This window comes from Streptomyces tremellae, assembly GCF_039540215.1.
GTDB lineage: Bacteria > Actinomycetota > Actinomycetes > Streptomycetales > Streptomycetaceae > Streptomyces > Streptomyces tremellae.
Genome location: NZ_BAABEP010000007.1, coordinates 74330 through 89768 on the forward strand (window position 1 = coordinate 74330; position 15439 = coordinate 89768).

General features: G+C 71.6%; 14 protein-coding genes. 4 read left to right on the top strand and 10 right to left on the bottom strand.

Annotated elements, in window-relative coordinates; translation table 11 throughout:
* Nucleotides 1–46: 46 nt before the first annotated feature.
* The 8 genes from ABEA77_RS08230 to ABEA77_RS08265 all read right to left on the bottom strand — a co-directional run bounded on the left by ABEA77_RS08230 (nt 47) and on the right by ABEA77_RS08265 (nt 7349).
* Entirely contained in the window at nt 47–1879 is a 1833-nt protein-coding gene (locus ABEA77_RS08230; protein ID WP_345643283.1) for an AfsR/SARP family transcriptional regulator, read from the bottom strand.
* 109 nt (nt 1880–1988) lie between these two features.
* Nucleotides 1989–3014 (bottom strand): isopenicillin N synthase family dioxygenase, encoded by a 1026-nt coding sequence (locus ABEA77_RS08235; protein ID WP_345643286.1) that lies wholly within the window; start codon nt 3012–3014, stop codon nt 1989–1991.
* Nucleotides 3011–3700 (bottom strand): 7-cyano-7-deazaguanine synthase QueC, encoded by a 690-nt coding sequence (gene queC / locus ABEA77_RS08240; RefSeq protein WP_345643289.1) that lies wholly within the window; start codon nt 3698–3700, stop codon nt 3011–3013. The genes ABEA77_RS08235 and queC overlap by 4 nt, the downstream gene beginning before the upstream one ends.
* A gap of 73 nt (nt 3701–3773) precedes the next feature.
* Nucleotides 3774–4757, bottom strand: coding sequence for an aspartyl/asparaginyl beta-hydroxylase domain-containing protein (locus ABEA77_RS08245; protein ID WP_345643291.1), 984 nt, complete (start codon nt 4755–4757; stop codon nt 3774–3776).
* A gap of 52 nt (nt 4758–4809) precedes the next feature.
* Entirely contained in the window at nt 4810–5400 is a 591-nt protein-coding gene (gene folE, locus ABEA77_RS08250; protein WP_345643294.1) for a GTP cyclohydrolase I, read from the bottom strand.
* Between the two features lie 35 nt (nt 5401–5435).
* Nucleotides 5436–5798 carry a 6-pyruvoyl trahydropterin synthase family protein gene (locus ABEA77_RS08255; protein ID WP_345643297.1) on the bottom strand — a complete coding sequence of 121 codons (363 nt, stop codon included), beginning with the start codon at nt 5796–5798 and terminating at the stop codon, nt 5436–5438.
* A gap of 41 nt (nt 5799–5839) precedes the next feature.
* Nucleotides 5840–6553 (bottom strand): 7-carboxy-7-deazaguanine synthase QueE, encoded by a 714-nt coding sequence (locus ABEA77_RS08260; protein ID WP_345643300.1) that lies wholly within the window; start codon nt 6551–6553, stop codon nt 5840–5842.
* Nucleotides 6554–6566: 13 nt separating this feature from the next.
* The gene (locus ABEA77_RS08265) at nt 6567–7349 is read right to left on the bottom strand and encodes a class I SAM-dependent methyltransferase (protein ID WP_345643303.1); all 783 of its coding nucleotides are present in this window, start codon (nt 7347–7349) and stop codon (nt 6567–6569) included.
* A gap of 284 nt (nt 7350–7633) precedes the next feature.
* Here ABEA77_RS08265 and ABEA77_RS08270 point away from each other — a divergent pair, with 284 nt between their 5' ends.
* Nucleotides 7634–7834: a hypothetical protein gene (locus ABEA77_RS08270; protein WP_345643306.1), complete on the top strand. Its 201-nt coding sequence runs from the start codon at nt 7634–7636 to the stop codon at nt 7832–7834.
* A 42-nt stretch (nt 7835–7876) separates the two neighbouring features.
* On the opposite strand, the gene ABEA77_RS08275 is transcribed toward ABEA77_RS08270, so the two are convergent.
* A complete protein-coding gene (locus tag ABEA77_RS08275) occupies nt 7877–10768 on the bottom strand; it encodes an AfsR/SARP family transcriptional regulator (RefSeq protein WP_345643309.1) in 2892 nt (963 codons plus the stop codon).
* Between the two features lie 864 nt (nt 10769–11632).
* Here ABEA77_RS08275 and ABEA77_RS08280 point away from each other — a divergent pair.
* The 3 genes from ABEA77_RS08280 (at nt 11633) to ABEA77_RS08290 (ending at nt 14387) form a co-directional block, all read left to right on the top strand.
* Nucleotides 11633–11845, top strand: coding sequence for a hypothetical protein (locus ABEA77_RS08280; RefSeq protein ID WP_345643311.1), 213 nt, complete (start codon nt 11633–11635; stop codon nt 11843–11845).
* Nucleotides 11846–12046: 201 nt separating this feature from the next.
* On the top strand, nt 12047–13513 hold the full coding sequence (locus ABEA77_RS08285; protein ID WP_345643314.1) for a hydrolase: 1467 nt from the start codon (nt 12047–12049) through the stop codon (nt 13511–13513).
* A 154-nt stretch (nt 13514–13667) separates the two neighbouring features.
* Nucleotides 13668–14387 (top strand): DedA family protein, encoded by a 720-nt coding sequence (locus tag ABEA77_RS08290; protein WP_345643316.1) that lies wholly within the window; start codon nt 13668–13670, stop codon nt 14385–14387.
* On the opposite strand, the gene ABEA77_RS08295 is transcribed toward ABEA77_RS08290, so the two are convergent.
* Complete coding sequence (locus tag ABEA77_RS08295; RefSeq protein ID WP_345643319.1) at nt 14388–15380, bottom strand: L,D-transpeptidase; 993 nt, start codon at nt 15378–15380, stop codon at nt 14388–14390.
* Nucleotides 15381–15439: the final 59 nt, after the last annotated feature.

Consider the following 15439-nt stretch of genomic DNA (forward strand, 5'->3'; position numbering starts at 1 on the left):
GGTTCTCGGTTGCGTGGGACGGGGCCGGGGCGGGGCGGTGTGTGCCTCAGGCGGAGCACATGGCCGGCGTGCCGCTCAGTCGCGCCGCCGACTGGCGTACCCCGGGCTCCCATTCGTAGGAGAACCGGCCGTCCGCACAGGGGTGCTGCGCGCGCAGCAGGTACCTCTCCGCCAGTTCCTCCAGCAGGTCCTCGGCCTGCTGGTCGCTGATCCCGAGGACCGCGGCGCCGAGCGCCGGCGTGAGGCGGTCGGGAACGCCCGGGGACAGCAGCGCGTACGCCAGGGGACGCTGGCCCGCGGGCAGTGTCGCGAGCGTCCGGTCGAAGCCGGCCCGCACGCCCAGCGGATCGCCTTCGGTCTCCCCCGACCCGAGGGCCCAGGCCGTGGCCTGGCGGGCCGTCCAGTGCGGGCGGCGGCGCAGCTGCGCGGCGAGCGCGAAGAGGGCGCCCGGCATGCCGCGGCACAACCGGGCCAGCCCCCGCAGCCCCTCCGGGTCCATGGTGATCCGGTGCCTCGGCACCGAGGACTCCAGCAGGTGCAGCGAGTCGTCGAAGGAGAGCCCGGTCAGTTCGACGTGGACGGCCGACGAGGACACGAACAGCCGCTGTCTGCTGCCGATCAGGACGCCGCAGCCCGCTCCCGACGGCAGCAGCTGTGCCAGGTCCCGTACGTCGCTCACGTCATCGAGCACCACCAGGACGCGCAGGTCGGCGGTCCAGGTGCGGAACAGCAGGCTCAGGTCGGTCGTGCCGAGCCGCAACTGCTCCTCCGTCGCGCCGAGTCCGAGCAGGAACGAGCGGAGGATCTCGGCGGGCCGCACGCGGCGGCCCGCGCCGTCGCGGAGGCGCGCGTAGAGCCGCCCGTCCGGGTAGTGGCCGCTCGCCTTGTGCGCGACGTGCAGGCACAGCTCGCTCTTCCCGGTGCCGGGGGCGCCGCCCACGATCACCAGCGGCCTGTCCTCCCTTCCCTGTCCTGCCAGCGCAGCGGTGGCGCGCGCCAGTTCGTCGGCGCGTCCTGTCAGGCGTTCGCGCGGGGCGGGAAGGTGGCGGGGCGCGCGGGTGGCCGCGGTCACGGCCGTGAGCCGGCCCGCGGGGCGCAGCAGCGCCTCGTCCGATGTGAGCATGGCCGTGTGCAGGGCCTTGAGCTGGGGCGAGGGGTCGAGGCCCAGCTCTGCGGCGATCCGCTCGCGCGCCCGCCGGTAGACCTGGAGCGCCTCGACCCGCCGGTCCATGCGGTAGAGGGCCGTCATCAGATTGCCCTGGGCCCGCTCGTCGGTCGGCTCCCGCCCTGCCATCGCCGCGAGTTCGCCGAGCACCTCGTGGTGCCTGCCGAGGTGCAGGTCGGCTTCGATCCGCAAGTGATGGGCGCTGGTGCGCAGTTCCTTCAGACGGACCGCCTCGGCCAGCAGTGTCGGCCCCTTGCGCACGTCCACCAGGGCGTCGTCGCGCCACATCCGCAGCGCGGTGGCCGCCGTGTCGCGGGCCCGTGCGAAGTCCTCGTCGCCGAACTCGGCACGGGCACGGGCGAGCAGCGGCTCGCACCGGAAGACGTCCACGTGGTCGGCGGGCAGCGACAGCTGGTAGCCGCCGTCGACCGTGCCGAGCAGCGGCCCCGCCGCCCGCGCGGCGCCGCCGCGCCTCGGGTTGCCGAGGGAGAACCGCTTCCTGAGCTGGTACACGTACGTGTGGAGCGCGGTGTGCGCGCTGGCGGGCGGGTCGCCTTCCCACAGCTCGTCCATGAGTTGCCCGAAAGGCACCACCCGGCCCGCGTTCAGCACGAGCACCGCCAGTGTCTGACGTACTTTCTGGGCGGCCGGCGCCATGTCGACCCGGTCATCGTCCCCGTATGCCTGGAGCGGCCCGAGAAGGTTGATCCTCATGAGATTCGCCCTGCTTCATGTTCGTTCGATCCCGCGCCGGGCCGGTCGGCGGCGCCACCGCGCGGCCCGGCGCAGGCCGGGTGGTGCAGACGGGCTCGACCGCCCGGTGTCAGGAGCTCCTCGTCCCGGCTGCCGCGGCCAGGGCGGGGTGGTGGCGGGCCACGATGTCGGGGAAGGAGCGGATCAGCCCCTTCATGACGTTGTCGCCGTAGAGGGCGAACAGCGGGTTGTCCGCGACGTCGATGACGCCGTCGGCGCCCTCGACGTAGGGGCTCGGCAGGGGCTGCATGGTCGCGTCGAGCCGCGGGTTGAAGAAGAAGGGGATGGAGTAGCGGTTGACGCCCGGGGCAGGCCTGACCACCCGGTGGAGGGTGGCGCGCACATAGCCCCTCGTCGCCACCTCGAGCAGCTCGCCCAGGTTGACCACGAACGCCCCGGGGATCACCGGGACGTCGATGAACCGGTTCTCCTCGACTGCCACCTGGAGGCCGCCGTTGTCGTCCTGGACGAGCAGGGTGAGGAGCCCGAGGTCGTTGTGGATCCCGGTCCCCTGGCCGGGCTCCGTGTCCTCGCCCGCCTGCGTGGGGCCGGGGTAGTGCAGGAGCTTGAGGTGGATCTGCGGGTCCGGGGCGACCACGTCGTCGAGGAACCCGGCGGGTGCGTCGAGCGACTCCAGCATCAGCCGGAGCAGTGTGTGCGACAGTCCGGTCAGCCGGGTGATCCACGACTCGATGGCGGGGCGCAGTTCGGGCATCGCCTCGGGCCACTCGTTCGGGCCGATCAGGCACCGGTAGGACGGTTCGTCCGGCTCCGGTGTGCGTGCGGGCTGCTCGGGGCCGATGTCCAACTGCTGGCGCTGGTCGGGGATGCCCTTGGTGTGTTCGCGGCCGAGCTCGGAGTAGCCGCGGAACAGCGGCGAGTCGAGGATGTTCAGCGCGAGTCTGTCGGACTCGGGGAGCGCGAAGAACCGGCGGGACAGTTCGAGCATGTCCTCGGTGTCCTCGATGCCGTGGCCGACGAGCTGGAAGAAGCCGACCTCGTGAATGGCGCGGCGCAGCCTGTCGAGGAAGTCCGCCCGGTCCTCCGGCGGGCCTGCGGCGTCGCGGAGGTCGAGCACGGGCAAGCGGTCGGTCATGGCATCTCCTGCTCATCGCTGGTCTGGTAGGTCGTCGGGTCGGTCACGCCGGCGTCCCTGAACGCCTCCTGCCGCTCCCTACAGGCGGCGCACCGCCCGCACTGCTGCGCGTCACCCCTGAAGCAGCTCCACGTCCGGGTCCAGGGGACGCCGAGCTTCTCGCCGAGCGACACGACGTCGCTCTTGCGCAGCGTGACCAGGGGTGCCGTCAGGGTCAGGTCGGGGTGCGCGTATCCGCGGGTCGCGATCCGCTCCATGGCGAGAAAGGAGTCGATGAACGCGGCGTTGCTGTCCGGCGCGGCCTGGAGGTCGTCGACCACGCCGACGGCGACCGCTTCCGCCTGCTGTGCGACGGCGACCGCGAAGGCGACGGACAGCAGCAGGGCGTTGCGGTTGGGTACGACGTTCGGGCTGCCGCCCGACGCCCCGGACTGGTGGTCCGGCACGTCGACGGTCGGGTCGGTGAGCGAGGACCCGCTCAGGAGCCTGCCGACGGGACTGAGATCGACGACGTCGTGCGGCACGCCGAGCGCCTGCGCCGCCTCCGCGGCGAACTCGTGCTCGACGAGATGGCGCTGGCCGTAGTTCACGGACAGCAGGTGGAGTGTGTGTCCTTGATCGTGGAGGTGGTAGGCCATGGTGACCGAGTCCAGGCCCCCGGACACGATCGCGACAGTTTTCGGCATGCGTCGCCTTCCGGCAAACGGTGAGGGGTGGGTTTCAGGGCCGCGGCGCGCGGCGCGCGGACAGCGGCTGTCGTCAGGCCGCCGGCGTGGCCGGGACGCACAGCTGCTCCGACCTGCGGCCCTTGCGGTAGGTCAGCTCGACCTCGGGCCGGGGGGCGTCGAGCCGTGTGGTGATGGTCCGCTCGTCGCTCCATCCGACCAGGCGGTACTCGTTTCCGCCGATGGCTTCGAGCGGGAAGAGGTGGTCCTGGGGGGAGCGGACGGCCAGGCCCCGCTCGGTGTCCTCGATGCTGAACGCGGCCTGCGGCTGCGGGCCGGTGAGCGACCCGAACACCTCGATCTCCAGCAGGTGCTCCGGCGCCTCGAACGAGCACCGCGCGGCCTTGCGCTCCTCGTCGGTCGCGGTCACGGCCGGGCGGTTGTAGAGCACTTCGGGGCCGTTGAAGTAGTCGGCCCAATCCTGCGGGAACAGCCGCGCGAGTTCCGGCGTGACGAGCACGTCCACGACGAGGTGGACGCGGTGCTCGGGGCCGAGGTTCTGGATCTGGTGCTTGCGGCTGAAGTCGCCGAACCAGAACTCGCCCGGCTGCCAGCGGTGGATCTCCCCGTCGAGGTCGAGCAGCGCCTCCTCGTGGGTGGTGACCGGCATGTGCAGCCTGGCCATGCCCCAGTCGGGGCTGAACTTGGGGTCGGAGTGGGGGTACCCGACGACGCCGGGCCCGAGGTCCATGAAGCGGGCCGCGTAGAGGGGGCCGGGTATCGAGCGGAGGGTCTCCCGCACGTACGGCATGTGGTCGAGCCACTCGGTGTCCTCGAACTCCACGCTGCCCGGCCCACCGGGGTCGGTACGCGTCTTGTCGCCACCGGGGCTGCGCACCGCGAGGCAGCGCCAGTCCTGTTCTGCCCACCTGGACACCCGCCCGTTCACGTACGAGCTCTGCTCGTCCCACAGGTGGTCGCGTGCCGTCAACAGATCGCCCACCAGGCGGTCCACGTCCAGCGAGGGGAGCAGCCGCACCGCTTCCGCGGGCGTCGAGGAGTCATGTGCGTTCATCATTGTCCTTGTCGTGGCGAGTGGACGGCATTCCCCCGTGCGCAGAACACCGCGCTCACGCCCTGAGCAGGTCGAACAGTTCGGCCCTGAGGCCGGGGTCCGTGCCGAACTCCCCGCGGTAGGCGGTCGACGTCATCTGCGCGGCGGCCTTGATCCCGCGCATCGACATGCAGAGGTGCTCGCCCTTCGCGATGACAGCGACGTCGGGGGTGCCGCTGAGGGTGCTGATTTCGAGGGCGATCTGGTCCACGAGCCGCTCCTGCACCTGGAGCCTGTGGGCGTACTGGTGGGCGACCCTGGCGAACTTCGACAGGCCGAGCAGATGGCCCGCGGGCCGGTAGGCGATGGTCACGGAGCAGTTGAAGGGCAGGAGGTGGTGCTCGCACAGCGACCAGACCTGGATGTCCGAGACGACGACGAGCTGGCTCGTGCCGATCGACTCGAAGAGAGTGCCGAGCGAGCCGGGCTCGTAGTTGATGAACTCGCGCCACCAGCGGGCGAACCGCGCCGGCGTGTCGCGCAGCCCGTCGCGGTCGGGGTCCTCGCCGATCTCCTTGAGCAGTCGGCGTGCGAGGTCGACCAGGGGGTCCTCGGTCGCCGTCGGCGCCGACGGATCGCCGATGCTGTCCAGCTTTGCCACCGTCATGCGGTCACTCTCTTCAGGCTTCGGGATGATGGATGTCACGGCCGGTACTCGGCCCACGTCTTGGGGGTCTCCGAGACGCTTACGCTGGTCAACTCGGGGAACTCCACCGACCAGGTCCGGTAGATCCAGGCGGCCATGTGCTCGGCCGTCGGGTTGGTCTCCATCACATCGTTCAGATGCCGATGGTCCAGGTGGTTGTCGAGCCACACCTTGAACGCGGACAGGTCTCCGTAGTCCCGGACGAAGCCCACGGGCAGCAGATCCGCATCGTCGGCTGCGAGTTCGAGCTCGATCACATAGTTGTGGCCGTGCAGCCGGGCACACTGGTGCTCGGCGGGGAGCCCGGCGAGCTGGTGACTGGCCGAGAATTCAAATTTCTTCGTGATGCGAAAGGTCATCGATCCGGGTCCCGTTCTTCCTTCTGTGCGCGCGCTGTTGCTCACACGCCGCGTGTGTCGTCCCACAACAAGGTGTGCAGTCGGGTCGTCAGGTTCCAGCCCCGCTCCACCACCGCGTCGGCCAACTCGCCCATGTGCTTGGTGACGTCGTCGGCGGTGCGCCCGATCGGCATGATCCACACCGAGGCCAGGCCGAAGGTGTCGACCAGCTCGGCCACCTCGTCGAGATCGCGGTGGTTCTGGCAGACGAACTTGAAGGTGCTGCTCGGCAGCGCCGAGAGGTTGGTGAGCGCGTCGGGAACGATCCTGCGTCTCAGGGGGTCGCCCGAGTGCGACAGCTTCGGCGAGACGTTGAACCGGACGCCGGCGTCGACGAGTTCGGGGAGCGCGGCATGCGTGCCGTTCGTCTCGATCTCGATCTCTTTCCCGTGTGCGGTCAGCGCCGCCACCAGGGGGACGAGCCGCTCCTGCTGCCCGAGGGGCTCGCCGCCGGAGATCACGATGAGATCGGTACCGAATCCCAGCAGTTCCGCGAGGACGTCGCCGACCGGGCGGCGGTGCAGCTCCTTGCGCGGGTCGTGGGCGACCCCGCTGTCGCCGGCCCCGGTCCAGTCCCACGTGTAGGGCGTGTCGCACCACGAACACGACAGGTTGCACCCGCCGAGCCGCAGGAACGCGCATCGGCGCCCCATGGACCGACCCTCACCCTGGACGGTCGGACCGAAGATTTCGTTGACCACGAGGTCCTGCTCCATGGCGCACCGCCTCCTAGGCGTCCGAGGGACGTGCGGCCGCCGGCTTCTGCGCCTGCACGATGAACCAGTGCCGCGGCAGCCTGATGCGCCCGTCGAAGGTCGCCGCGGCGGCGTACCGCTCGAAGACCTCCTTGTCGGCGGCGGGGTCGTAGTCCTCGATGATCGGGACCTGCTGGAGGAACGTGTCCAGGTCGTCCGCCGAGTGGTAGAACTCCTCGAACCGGAACGCCTGGCTCCGCGTCACCGTGAAGCCCGCTTCGGACAGTTGACCCGCCACCTCGTCCGCCAGCGGCCGGCCGTTCCAGCTGCCGAAGTCCTGGCCGCGCCCGAACGTCTCCTTCAGCTCGCGCGCGTCCTGCTCCCCGATGCCCATGTACACCAGGGCTCCGCCGGGGCGGAGCACCCGCCCGAACTCGCCGGCGACCAGCGGGCCGCGGCGGGAGGTGACCACATCGACCGATCCGTCGGGCAGACCGGTGGCCGCCGCGTCGCACAGCTCGAAGGCGACGTGCCTCAGACCTGCCTCCTCGCGGTACCGCTCGGCGCACTCCAGCATCGAAGGGGACAGGTCGATGCCGGTCACGGCGCCGTACGCGGGGGAGGTCTGAAGCAGCCTGCGCCCGTCGGCGCAGCCGACATCGAGCAGCCGCGCCTGCGGCGTCCCCAGTGCGGCCACCAGTTCGTCGAAAGCGGCGTCGGGGCGGCCGTCGGGGAACACGTCGGTGCTCTGCGCGTCGCTGAAGTAGCCGCCGAACCGGTCGGCCACCCGGGAGTAGAACTCCGCGTCCATCGTCATAGGCCGTGCACCTTCCCGTATGCCACGGTCAGAAAGAAGTCCGGCAGGCCACGCACCAGTTGCTTCCTCACAGTCATGCGCACCACTCCTTGAGGGCCGTACCCCGAAGGTGCCGAGGCCGGTCGGCTCCCAATCTCCGACGCCGCCCTATCGGAGGGGCATCACGGCACATTCCCTGCGGGGATAGGGCGGTGATAGCGGGAGCATGCGACCGCGATGGGCGCCCCGCAGACACTCGTTCCGACAGCCGGTCGAACCGCGGAACGTTTCGGAGGGGAACTGAGATGGCCTTCAGAGGGTCTCTGGCCGCCTTGGGGGCCGTCGCCATGCTGGTCTTCGGCGCGCTGGGAGTGCAGCAGGGCGTCCTGGGCGGCGGGGCGACGCACGACGGCGTGAGTGCCGCGGCGGCCCACCACGGCGAGAGGCACGGCCACGAGTGCCTGAGGCCGACCGGCCACCAGCCTCCGAACACACCGTGGACGTGACAGCCGGGCACGCCTCGCGCCGCCGGACGGCGGCACCCCGGGTCACCTCAGGATGGCAACGATGTCAGCACGGACGGCGGCCGCGCCGCTGTGGTCGAGGAGCCGCTCGCGGACCTTGGCCGACTGCGAGTAGTACTGGAGGGCCTGCTCCACGCGGCGCAGACGGGCGTTGACCCTGCCGAGGTCGTGCAGGACATAGCCCTCCCCGACCAGGTCCCCACCGGCTTCGACCATGTCGAGGACCTCAAGCAGGGTGCGTTCTGCCTCCTCGTACTGGCCCTGGTGCATCAGCATCTGGCCCAGTCGGCGCAGCGCGAGCGCCTGGCCCCGGTCGAAGCCCACCGAGCGGCAGATCCCGAGCGCCTCGTCGAGGTACGCGCGGGTCCGTGTGAAGTCGGCCCGCCTCATCGTGATGTGCGCCATCTCGCCCAGTACGTAGGCGCGGCCGACGACATCGCCCGCCCGCACGAAGTCGTGCTGGGCGCTCTCGTAGAGGGCGAGCGCCCGGTCGTCCTCGCCGTGGTGCTGCTCGATCCGCGCCAGATCGCGCAGGCACAGCGCATGACCGGTCGGCTCCCCCACCCGCTCGAACATCTCCAGGGCGGTACTGAGGTAGGGGCCCGCCGCCTCGGGCTCGCCCCGGTGCAGGTGCAGGGTCCCCAGGGAGGCGAGCACCGCCGCCTGGCCCCGCTCGTTGCCCGCCTCCTGCACCGCGGTCAGCGCCACCTGGTGGGTGCGGTCCCAGAGCTCGGGATAGCCACGGGCCTCGAAGAGCGTCACCAGGGTGGTGGCCAGCTCCCAGCACAGCTCGTCGAGCCCGGACCTGGCCGCCAGCTCGACCGCGTGCAACAGATTGGTCTGCTCGCTCTCCAGCCACCCGAGCGGATCGCGCAGGCACTGCCTGACCTGGTCCTCCGGCGGGTGCCACCGCTCGCCGCGGCCCGGGACGAGGGTGTAGGCGCCGCCGTAGATCTCCTTGTGTGCGCGCTCCACCAGCGCCAACCAGCCGCCGACCATGCGCCGTACCGCCGCGGCGCGCTCCTCCTCGGAGATCTCCGTCGGCAACCGTTCCTGCGCATACGTCCTCACGATCTGCGAGAGCCCGCAGCGGAACTCCCCGCCCCTCATGGCGGTGACGTCGAGGAGCCGCATGTCGATGAGCGGTTCCAGCAGGTCGGCGGGGTGCGGCGTGCGGTCGTCGAGGAGGGCGGCGCCCAGCCAGCTCGGGATCTCCGTCCCCTCGGCCAGGCTCATCAGGCACAGCAGACGGCGGTCGGCCGCGTTCAGGCCGTCATAGCTGAGTGAGAGGCTGGCCCGGATCGACAGCTCGCCGTACGCCAGCTCGTCCAGCCTGCTCTGCTCGTTCTCCAGCCGGTACCACAGCGAGGTCAGCGACCAGTGCGGGCGCGCGGCCAGCCGCGCGCCGACGATCCGCAGCGCGAGCGGCAGCCCGCCCACCAGCCGGGTGAGGGCCCGCGCCGCCTCCCGTTCGCTCTCCACGCGGTGCTCGCCGATGATCCGTCCCAGGAGCTGGGCGGCTCCTTCCTGGCTCAGCGGCTCCACATCGAAGCGGCGGGTGCCGGGCAGCGCCGTGAGCCGGCCGCGGCTGGTGACCAGCACGCAGCTGCTGCCGCTGCCGGGCAGCAGGGGCATCACCTGCGACTCGTTCAGCGCGTCGTCGAGCAGCACCAGGATCCTGCGGTCGGCCAGCAGGCTGCGGTACATCTCAGCGCGCTCGTCGAGCGAGTCGGGTACGGCCTGTCCCGGGATGCCGAGCGCCCGGAGGAACCGCCCCAACGCCTCGGCGGGGACCACCGGCTGTCCGCTCAGCCCGCGCAGGTCGCAGTAGAGCTGCCCGTCCGGGAAGTACTCCGCCGCGACCCGGTGCGCCACGTGCCTGGCCAGCGTGCTCTTGCCGACGCCCGGCCGCCCGAGCAGCACGGCCACGTTCGGTCCCCCGCCGTCCTGCCGTACGGTGACGGCGTCGCGGACGGCCGCGACGACCGAACCGTCGGCGACGAAATCGCCGACGTCCGTGGGGAGCTGCCTCGGGACGGCGACAGGCGCCGGCTCCGCGCCGCCGTTCTGCCCCGCCTCGGGAGGCGGCGACGCGCTGGCGGGGTACGGTTCTGCCGGTTCGTCCACCGCGCGGTCGGCATTGCCGGTCAGAATCGCCTGCGCCAGGTCGCGCAGCTCCCTCCCCGGGTCGAGGCCCAGTTCCTCGGTGAAGATCAGTCGACCCTGGTGGTAGGTGTCCATCGCCTCCGCCTGCCGGCCCGAGCGGTACAGCGCCGTCATGAGGTGCCCGCGCAGCCGCTCGCGCAGCGGGTGGTGGGCGACGAGCTGCTGCAACTCGCCGATCAGGCGCTCGTGGCGGCCCAGTTCGAGCTCCAGCCGCACGCATGTCTCCACGGCCTCGATGCGGGCCTCGTCCAGCTGCACCGCCGTGCCGGCCAGGACCTCGCTCGGGGTGCCCGCAAGGCACCGGCCCCGCCACAGGCCCGTCGCCGCACGCAGCGCGCTCACCGCTGACGCCTTCAGGCCCTCACCGGCCAGGTCCTGTGCCTGCGCCACCAGGCGGCGGAAGGCGCCGACGTCGGTCGCGTCCTCGGGCGCCCTCAGGACGTACCCGTGGGAGCGGGTCTCGATGGTGGCGTCGACTCCCCCGTCCGACAACGCCTTGCGGAGCCTGGAGACGCATATCTGCACCTGGGTGCGTGCCGTCTTCGGCGGGTCGTGGGCCCAGATGGCGTCCACCAGGTAGGCGGTCTCCACGACCCGGTTGAGTTGGAGCACCAGGGCCCCGAGGACGACCTCCTGCCGCCCCGGCGCCACGTTCACGACCCCCTGCTTCCCGCTCACCTCCAGCGGCCCGAGCACCCGGAAGGGGGCCGCCGCCTCCCCGCTGTCGTCGTAACCTGCCGACGCTGCCATGCGCATTCCATTTCTTTGGTACAGCCAGGCTTGGTCTGACGCACGCGCGGAGGCAGTGCTGTCCGTGCTGACCTGACTTCTCGGTCACAACCGTTGGCTGACGCGGCTGCTTCCGGGTCAGCACACCGTTTCTGCGTCGCGGCGCAGAGGTTGCCGATGTCTTTCGCTCAGCACATGTCCTCTGTGGTGGGGGTTGGTCGAGTGACGCGGGGCGGGGCACGTGGAAGCGAAGGGGGAGGGGGCGTTGCCCGACAGGTGGTGCGGGACCGCCGAGGCGTCGTCGCTCTCGCGGGCTCGGGGCAGGACTTCGCCGGACGCTCCTGGCAAGGCACTGGTCGCGGCCACCGCCCAGGCGCCGGTCGGCGCGTGGGCTCGGCACAGGCTGCCGCCGCGCTCCGCCCGCGCCGGTCCGGCCGGTTCCTCCCCCGTGGAGGTCCGCGACAGCCGGACCCTGGCACCGGTGACAACCCGCCACCGAACGAGACACGGCCCCTACCGTGGCCGCCGCTTCACGCCCCACGCCTCCACGTACCACGTCTCGGCCGTCCGGCTGCTGCCGTCCACGCCCACGACACGAAAGAACAGCCCGCCATTGCCCCGACCTTCCCCGGACTCGCCGCCTCCCCCTGCTTCCGCACGCGACTCGACCGCCTCACCGCTCACCACACAGTTTAAGGCCGCTCCCCGCACAGCCAGTTGGCGGTCGCGCGGTGAACAATGGATGAACTACGGGAACGAAACGTTCCGTTTGAGCGGTACGAGACGACCACCGGGCGGAGCGCGTACGGCGGCGGCCGGTCAGGCGGCAGGAAGCGCGGCCGCTCAGCGCGGGCGGTGTCCCCGCGGTGGGCGCATCATGGACGAATGAACTCCGTGACGCGCGCGCTGAGCGCGGGGCGGCGGCTGGGGCGGCAGGCCGCCGAGGCCTTGTTCGAGAACCCCGCGGCCCTCGGGACCCTGCTGCTCGCCGGGCTGACCGTGTTCTGGGCAGTGCTCGGCACCGTGTACGGCATCGTGAGCTCGCTGGTGGCGATGGGCGTCACGGCGGGGCTCGCGGTCCGCTACGCCCGCCGCTGACCGGGGCAGGGCGGCGAGGGGCCAGACCCGCACGCCTACGGCGTTCACCTGCGGTGGCCGAGGCGGTCTTCCCCCGGACGGGTCTACGCGCGCAGAGTATCCCCACGCCCTCCGCACGCGCGGCGCGCCCAGGCCGCCGCGCGTGCGGCGGCGGCCCGTACCCGCAGGATCGCCCGCCCCGCCCCACACGGAGGTCGACCGATGCTCAGAGCCCGCACGTCCCGACTGGCCGCCGCCGCGCTGGCCTCGCTCGGCATGCTCGCCACGGGCGCGCTCGCCGAGGCACAGGCCGCGCCGGTGGCCGCCTCGGCCGCGCCGCGCGCCGCCGCGCACCGCGTCCTGTTCGACAACACGGAGGCCGAGACGGCGGGCAACGCCGACTGGGTCGTCTCCACCAGCCAGCCCGACCCGCTCGGCGAGGATCCCTCGCCGTCCGCGGAGACGGACTGGACCGGCGCGCTCTCCTCGTGGGGCGTCGCGCTCCAGCGGACGGGCGACTACACGCTCGACACCCTGCCGTCCGGCAGCTCCATCACCTACGGCGGCTCCGGCGCGCTCGACCTGAAGAACTTCGACACGTTCGTGCTGCCCGAGCCGAACATCCGGTTCACGGCCGCCGAGAAGACCGCGATCATGAAGTTCGTGCAAGGCGGCGGCGGCCTCTTCCTCGTCTCCGACCACACCGGCAGCGACCGCAACAACGACGGCTACGACTCGCCGAAGGTCATCAACGACCTGATGACGGACAACGGCGTCGACGACACCGACCCCTTCGGCTTCTCCGTCGACTCGGTCGACATCTCCTCCGGCACCCCGCGCGCCATCAGCGACAGCGCGAACCCGGTACTGAACGGCGCCTTCGGCAAGGTCACCGGGTCCACCATCGCGGACGGCACCACCTTCACCCTCGACCCGGGCGACAACCCGGACGTGAAGGGCCTGCTGTGGAAGGCGGGTGCGAACACCTCCGGCACCACCGGCGCCTTCTTCGTCACCAGCACCTTCGGCAGCGGCCGGGTGGCGGTCTGGGGCGACAGCTCACCGATCGACGACGGCACGGGCCATCCGGGCGACACCCTGTATGACGGCTGGAACGACCCGGACGGCACCAACGCGGCGCTCGCGCTCAATGCCACCGCGTGGCTCTCCGGCGAGGGCTCGGCAGGCGGCGGTGGCACGACGCCGCCCCCGGGCGGGGACTGCGACGCCCGCCAGCTGCTGGCCAACCCCGGCTTCGAGTCGGGCGCCACCGGCTGGAACGCCTCCGCCAAGGTGATCACCGACAGCGCGGACGAGGCCGCGCGGTCCGGCTCGTACAAGGCATGGCTCGACGGCTACGGCGCGGCGACGACCGACACGCTCTCCCAGACCCTCGCGCTGCCCGCGGACTGCGCCGCGCGGCTGAGCTACTGGCTGCACATCGACACCGCCGAGACCGGCAGCACCGCATACGACACGCTGAAAGTGCAGGTCGTCGGCGCCCCGGGGGCGGTGCCCGACACGGTCGGCAGCTGGTCGAACGCCGACGCCGCCAGCGGCTACCAGCAGCACACCGCCGACCTCGGCGGGTACGCCGGGCAGAGCGTGACGCTGCGCTTCACCGGGACGGAGGGGTCGAAGCTCCAGACATCCTTCGTGCTCGACGACACGGCGCTGACCGTGGGCTGATCCGCCCGGCCCCTCCCACCAGGGAACGCCTCGGACCGCGGCCGCGCGGTCCGAGGCGTTACGGTGAGGAGCGGTACGTCCCGCGATGTCCGTCGCGGCGACCACCGCCGCCGGAGGGTCCCGCGCCCCGCGGCCCGAGCGAAGGAGGCGCACCGTGCCGCTGGCGGACGCGCCGCCGAACCTGCCCGGTGTCCTCGGCGGCATCGCGCCCGTCCTCGACCACTGGGGCTATCTGGCGGTCGGCGGGCTGCTGTTCCTTGAGGACTTCGGCATCCCCGTGCCGGGCGAGACGATCCTGATCGCGTCGGCCGTGTACGCGGGGGCCGGCCGCCTCAACATGGTCGCGGTCGTGGCGATCGCCGTGGTGGCGGCCGTGCTCGGCGACAACGTCGGCTACGCGATCGGCCGCTTCGGCGGGCACCGGCTCGTGGACCGCTACGGCAAGTACGTACTGCTGACGCCCGAGCGGGTGAAGAAGGCCGAGGAGTTCTTCCAGCGGCACGGCGGCAAGATCGTCACGGTCGCCCGCTTCGTGGACGGCCTGCGCCAGGCCAACGGGATCATCGCCGGCATGACCCTGATGCCCTGGCGGCGCTTCCTGCTGTTCAACGCGCTGGGCGCGGTCCTGTGGGTGGGCGCGTGGTCGGGCGTGGGCTATGTGGCGGGGCAGCACTTGGACACGGTCTACCCGCAGATCCAGCGGTACGAGCTGGTCCTCGCGGCCGTCGTGGCCGCGGCGCTCGTCCTGCTGGTCCTGCGCCATGTGCGCCGCCGCCGCAGGGCCCGCGCGGACGCGGCCGCCCGCCCCGCCGGGCAGGCCGCCGCGTCCGACGACCCGGGCGAGGGGCCCCGCCCCCGCGAGCGCAGCCGCTGATCAGGCGGTGGCCGTGGTGACGGTGCCCGAGGCGCTCGACTTGAGCCAGTCGCTCCAGGAGAGGTTGTAGTCCGCGTAGCCGTTGTCGCCCGGTGCCTTGCCGCGCGGGGAGCCGGTGATGGTGACGGGGTCGCCCGGCTTGACGTAGTGGTAGAACCACTTGGCGTCGGCCATCGACAGGTGGACGCAGCCGTGCGAACCGTAGCTGTGGCCGGGGTACGGGTCGCCGTCCGAGTAGTGGATGTACGTGCCGGACGTCGTCAGGTGCACGTCCCACGGCAGCGTCTCGTCGTAGTAGTCGGGGGCGCCCTTGGTGCAGCTGATGCCGACGCTGCAGGAGGTCATGTGGACCTTTGCGGCCTTGTCGATGACGGCCATCGTGCCGTCCCAGGAGGGCCACTGGGGGCTGCCCGCGTCGATGGGCAGGGTGCGGACCCTGGCGCCGTTCTTGGTGACGGTCATGGTGTGGTCGGGCACGGAGACCTTCGCCTCCACGTCGTCGCCGATGGTGAAGGAGTGCCGGTAGTCGTGCACGCCCACCCGGCCGTTGCCGTTCTTGACGCCCGTCATCTGCGCGTCGACGCCGACCTTGGTGCCGCTCGCCCAGTAGTCCTGCGGGCGGAAGTCCACCCGGGTGTCGCTGAACCAGTGCCAGGCGCCGGTGACCGGCCGCGACGTCGTCACCTTGAGGTGCTTCTCGACGTCGGCGCGCGCCGACTGGGCCACCGGGTTGCTGAAGACCACGGAGATGGGCTGGGCGACGCCGACCGTGCCGCCGCGCGGGGTGATGGTGTCGAGCAGCATCGCGGGCGCGGCCGGCTTCGACGGGCTCGGCTTCGCCGACGCGCTGTTCGCCGGCTTTCCCTTGCCGTCGGACGCTCCCGAGGCGTCCGCGGCCGGATTCCCCCCGCACGCGGTCGCCCCGACCAGCAGCGCACCGGCAAGCAGTACCGCCCCGATGCCCCTTTTGCCCTGGCCTATGCCCACGCCCATTACCTCAGCTCCCGCTCGCACCACACACGTTGCCGCACGTCCGACATCTACAGGGACGA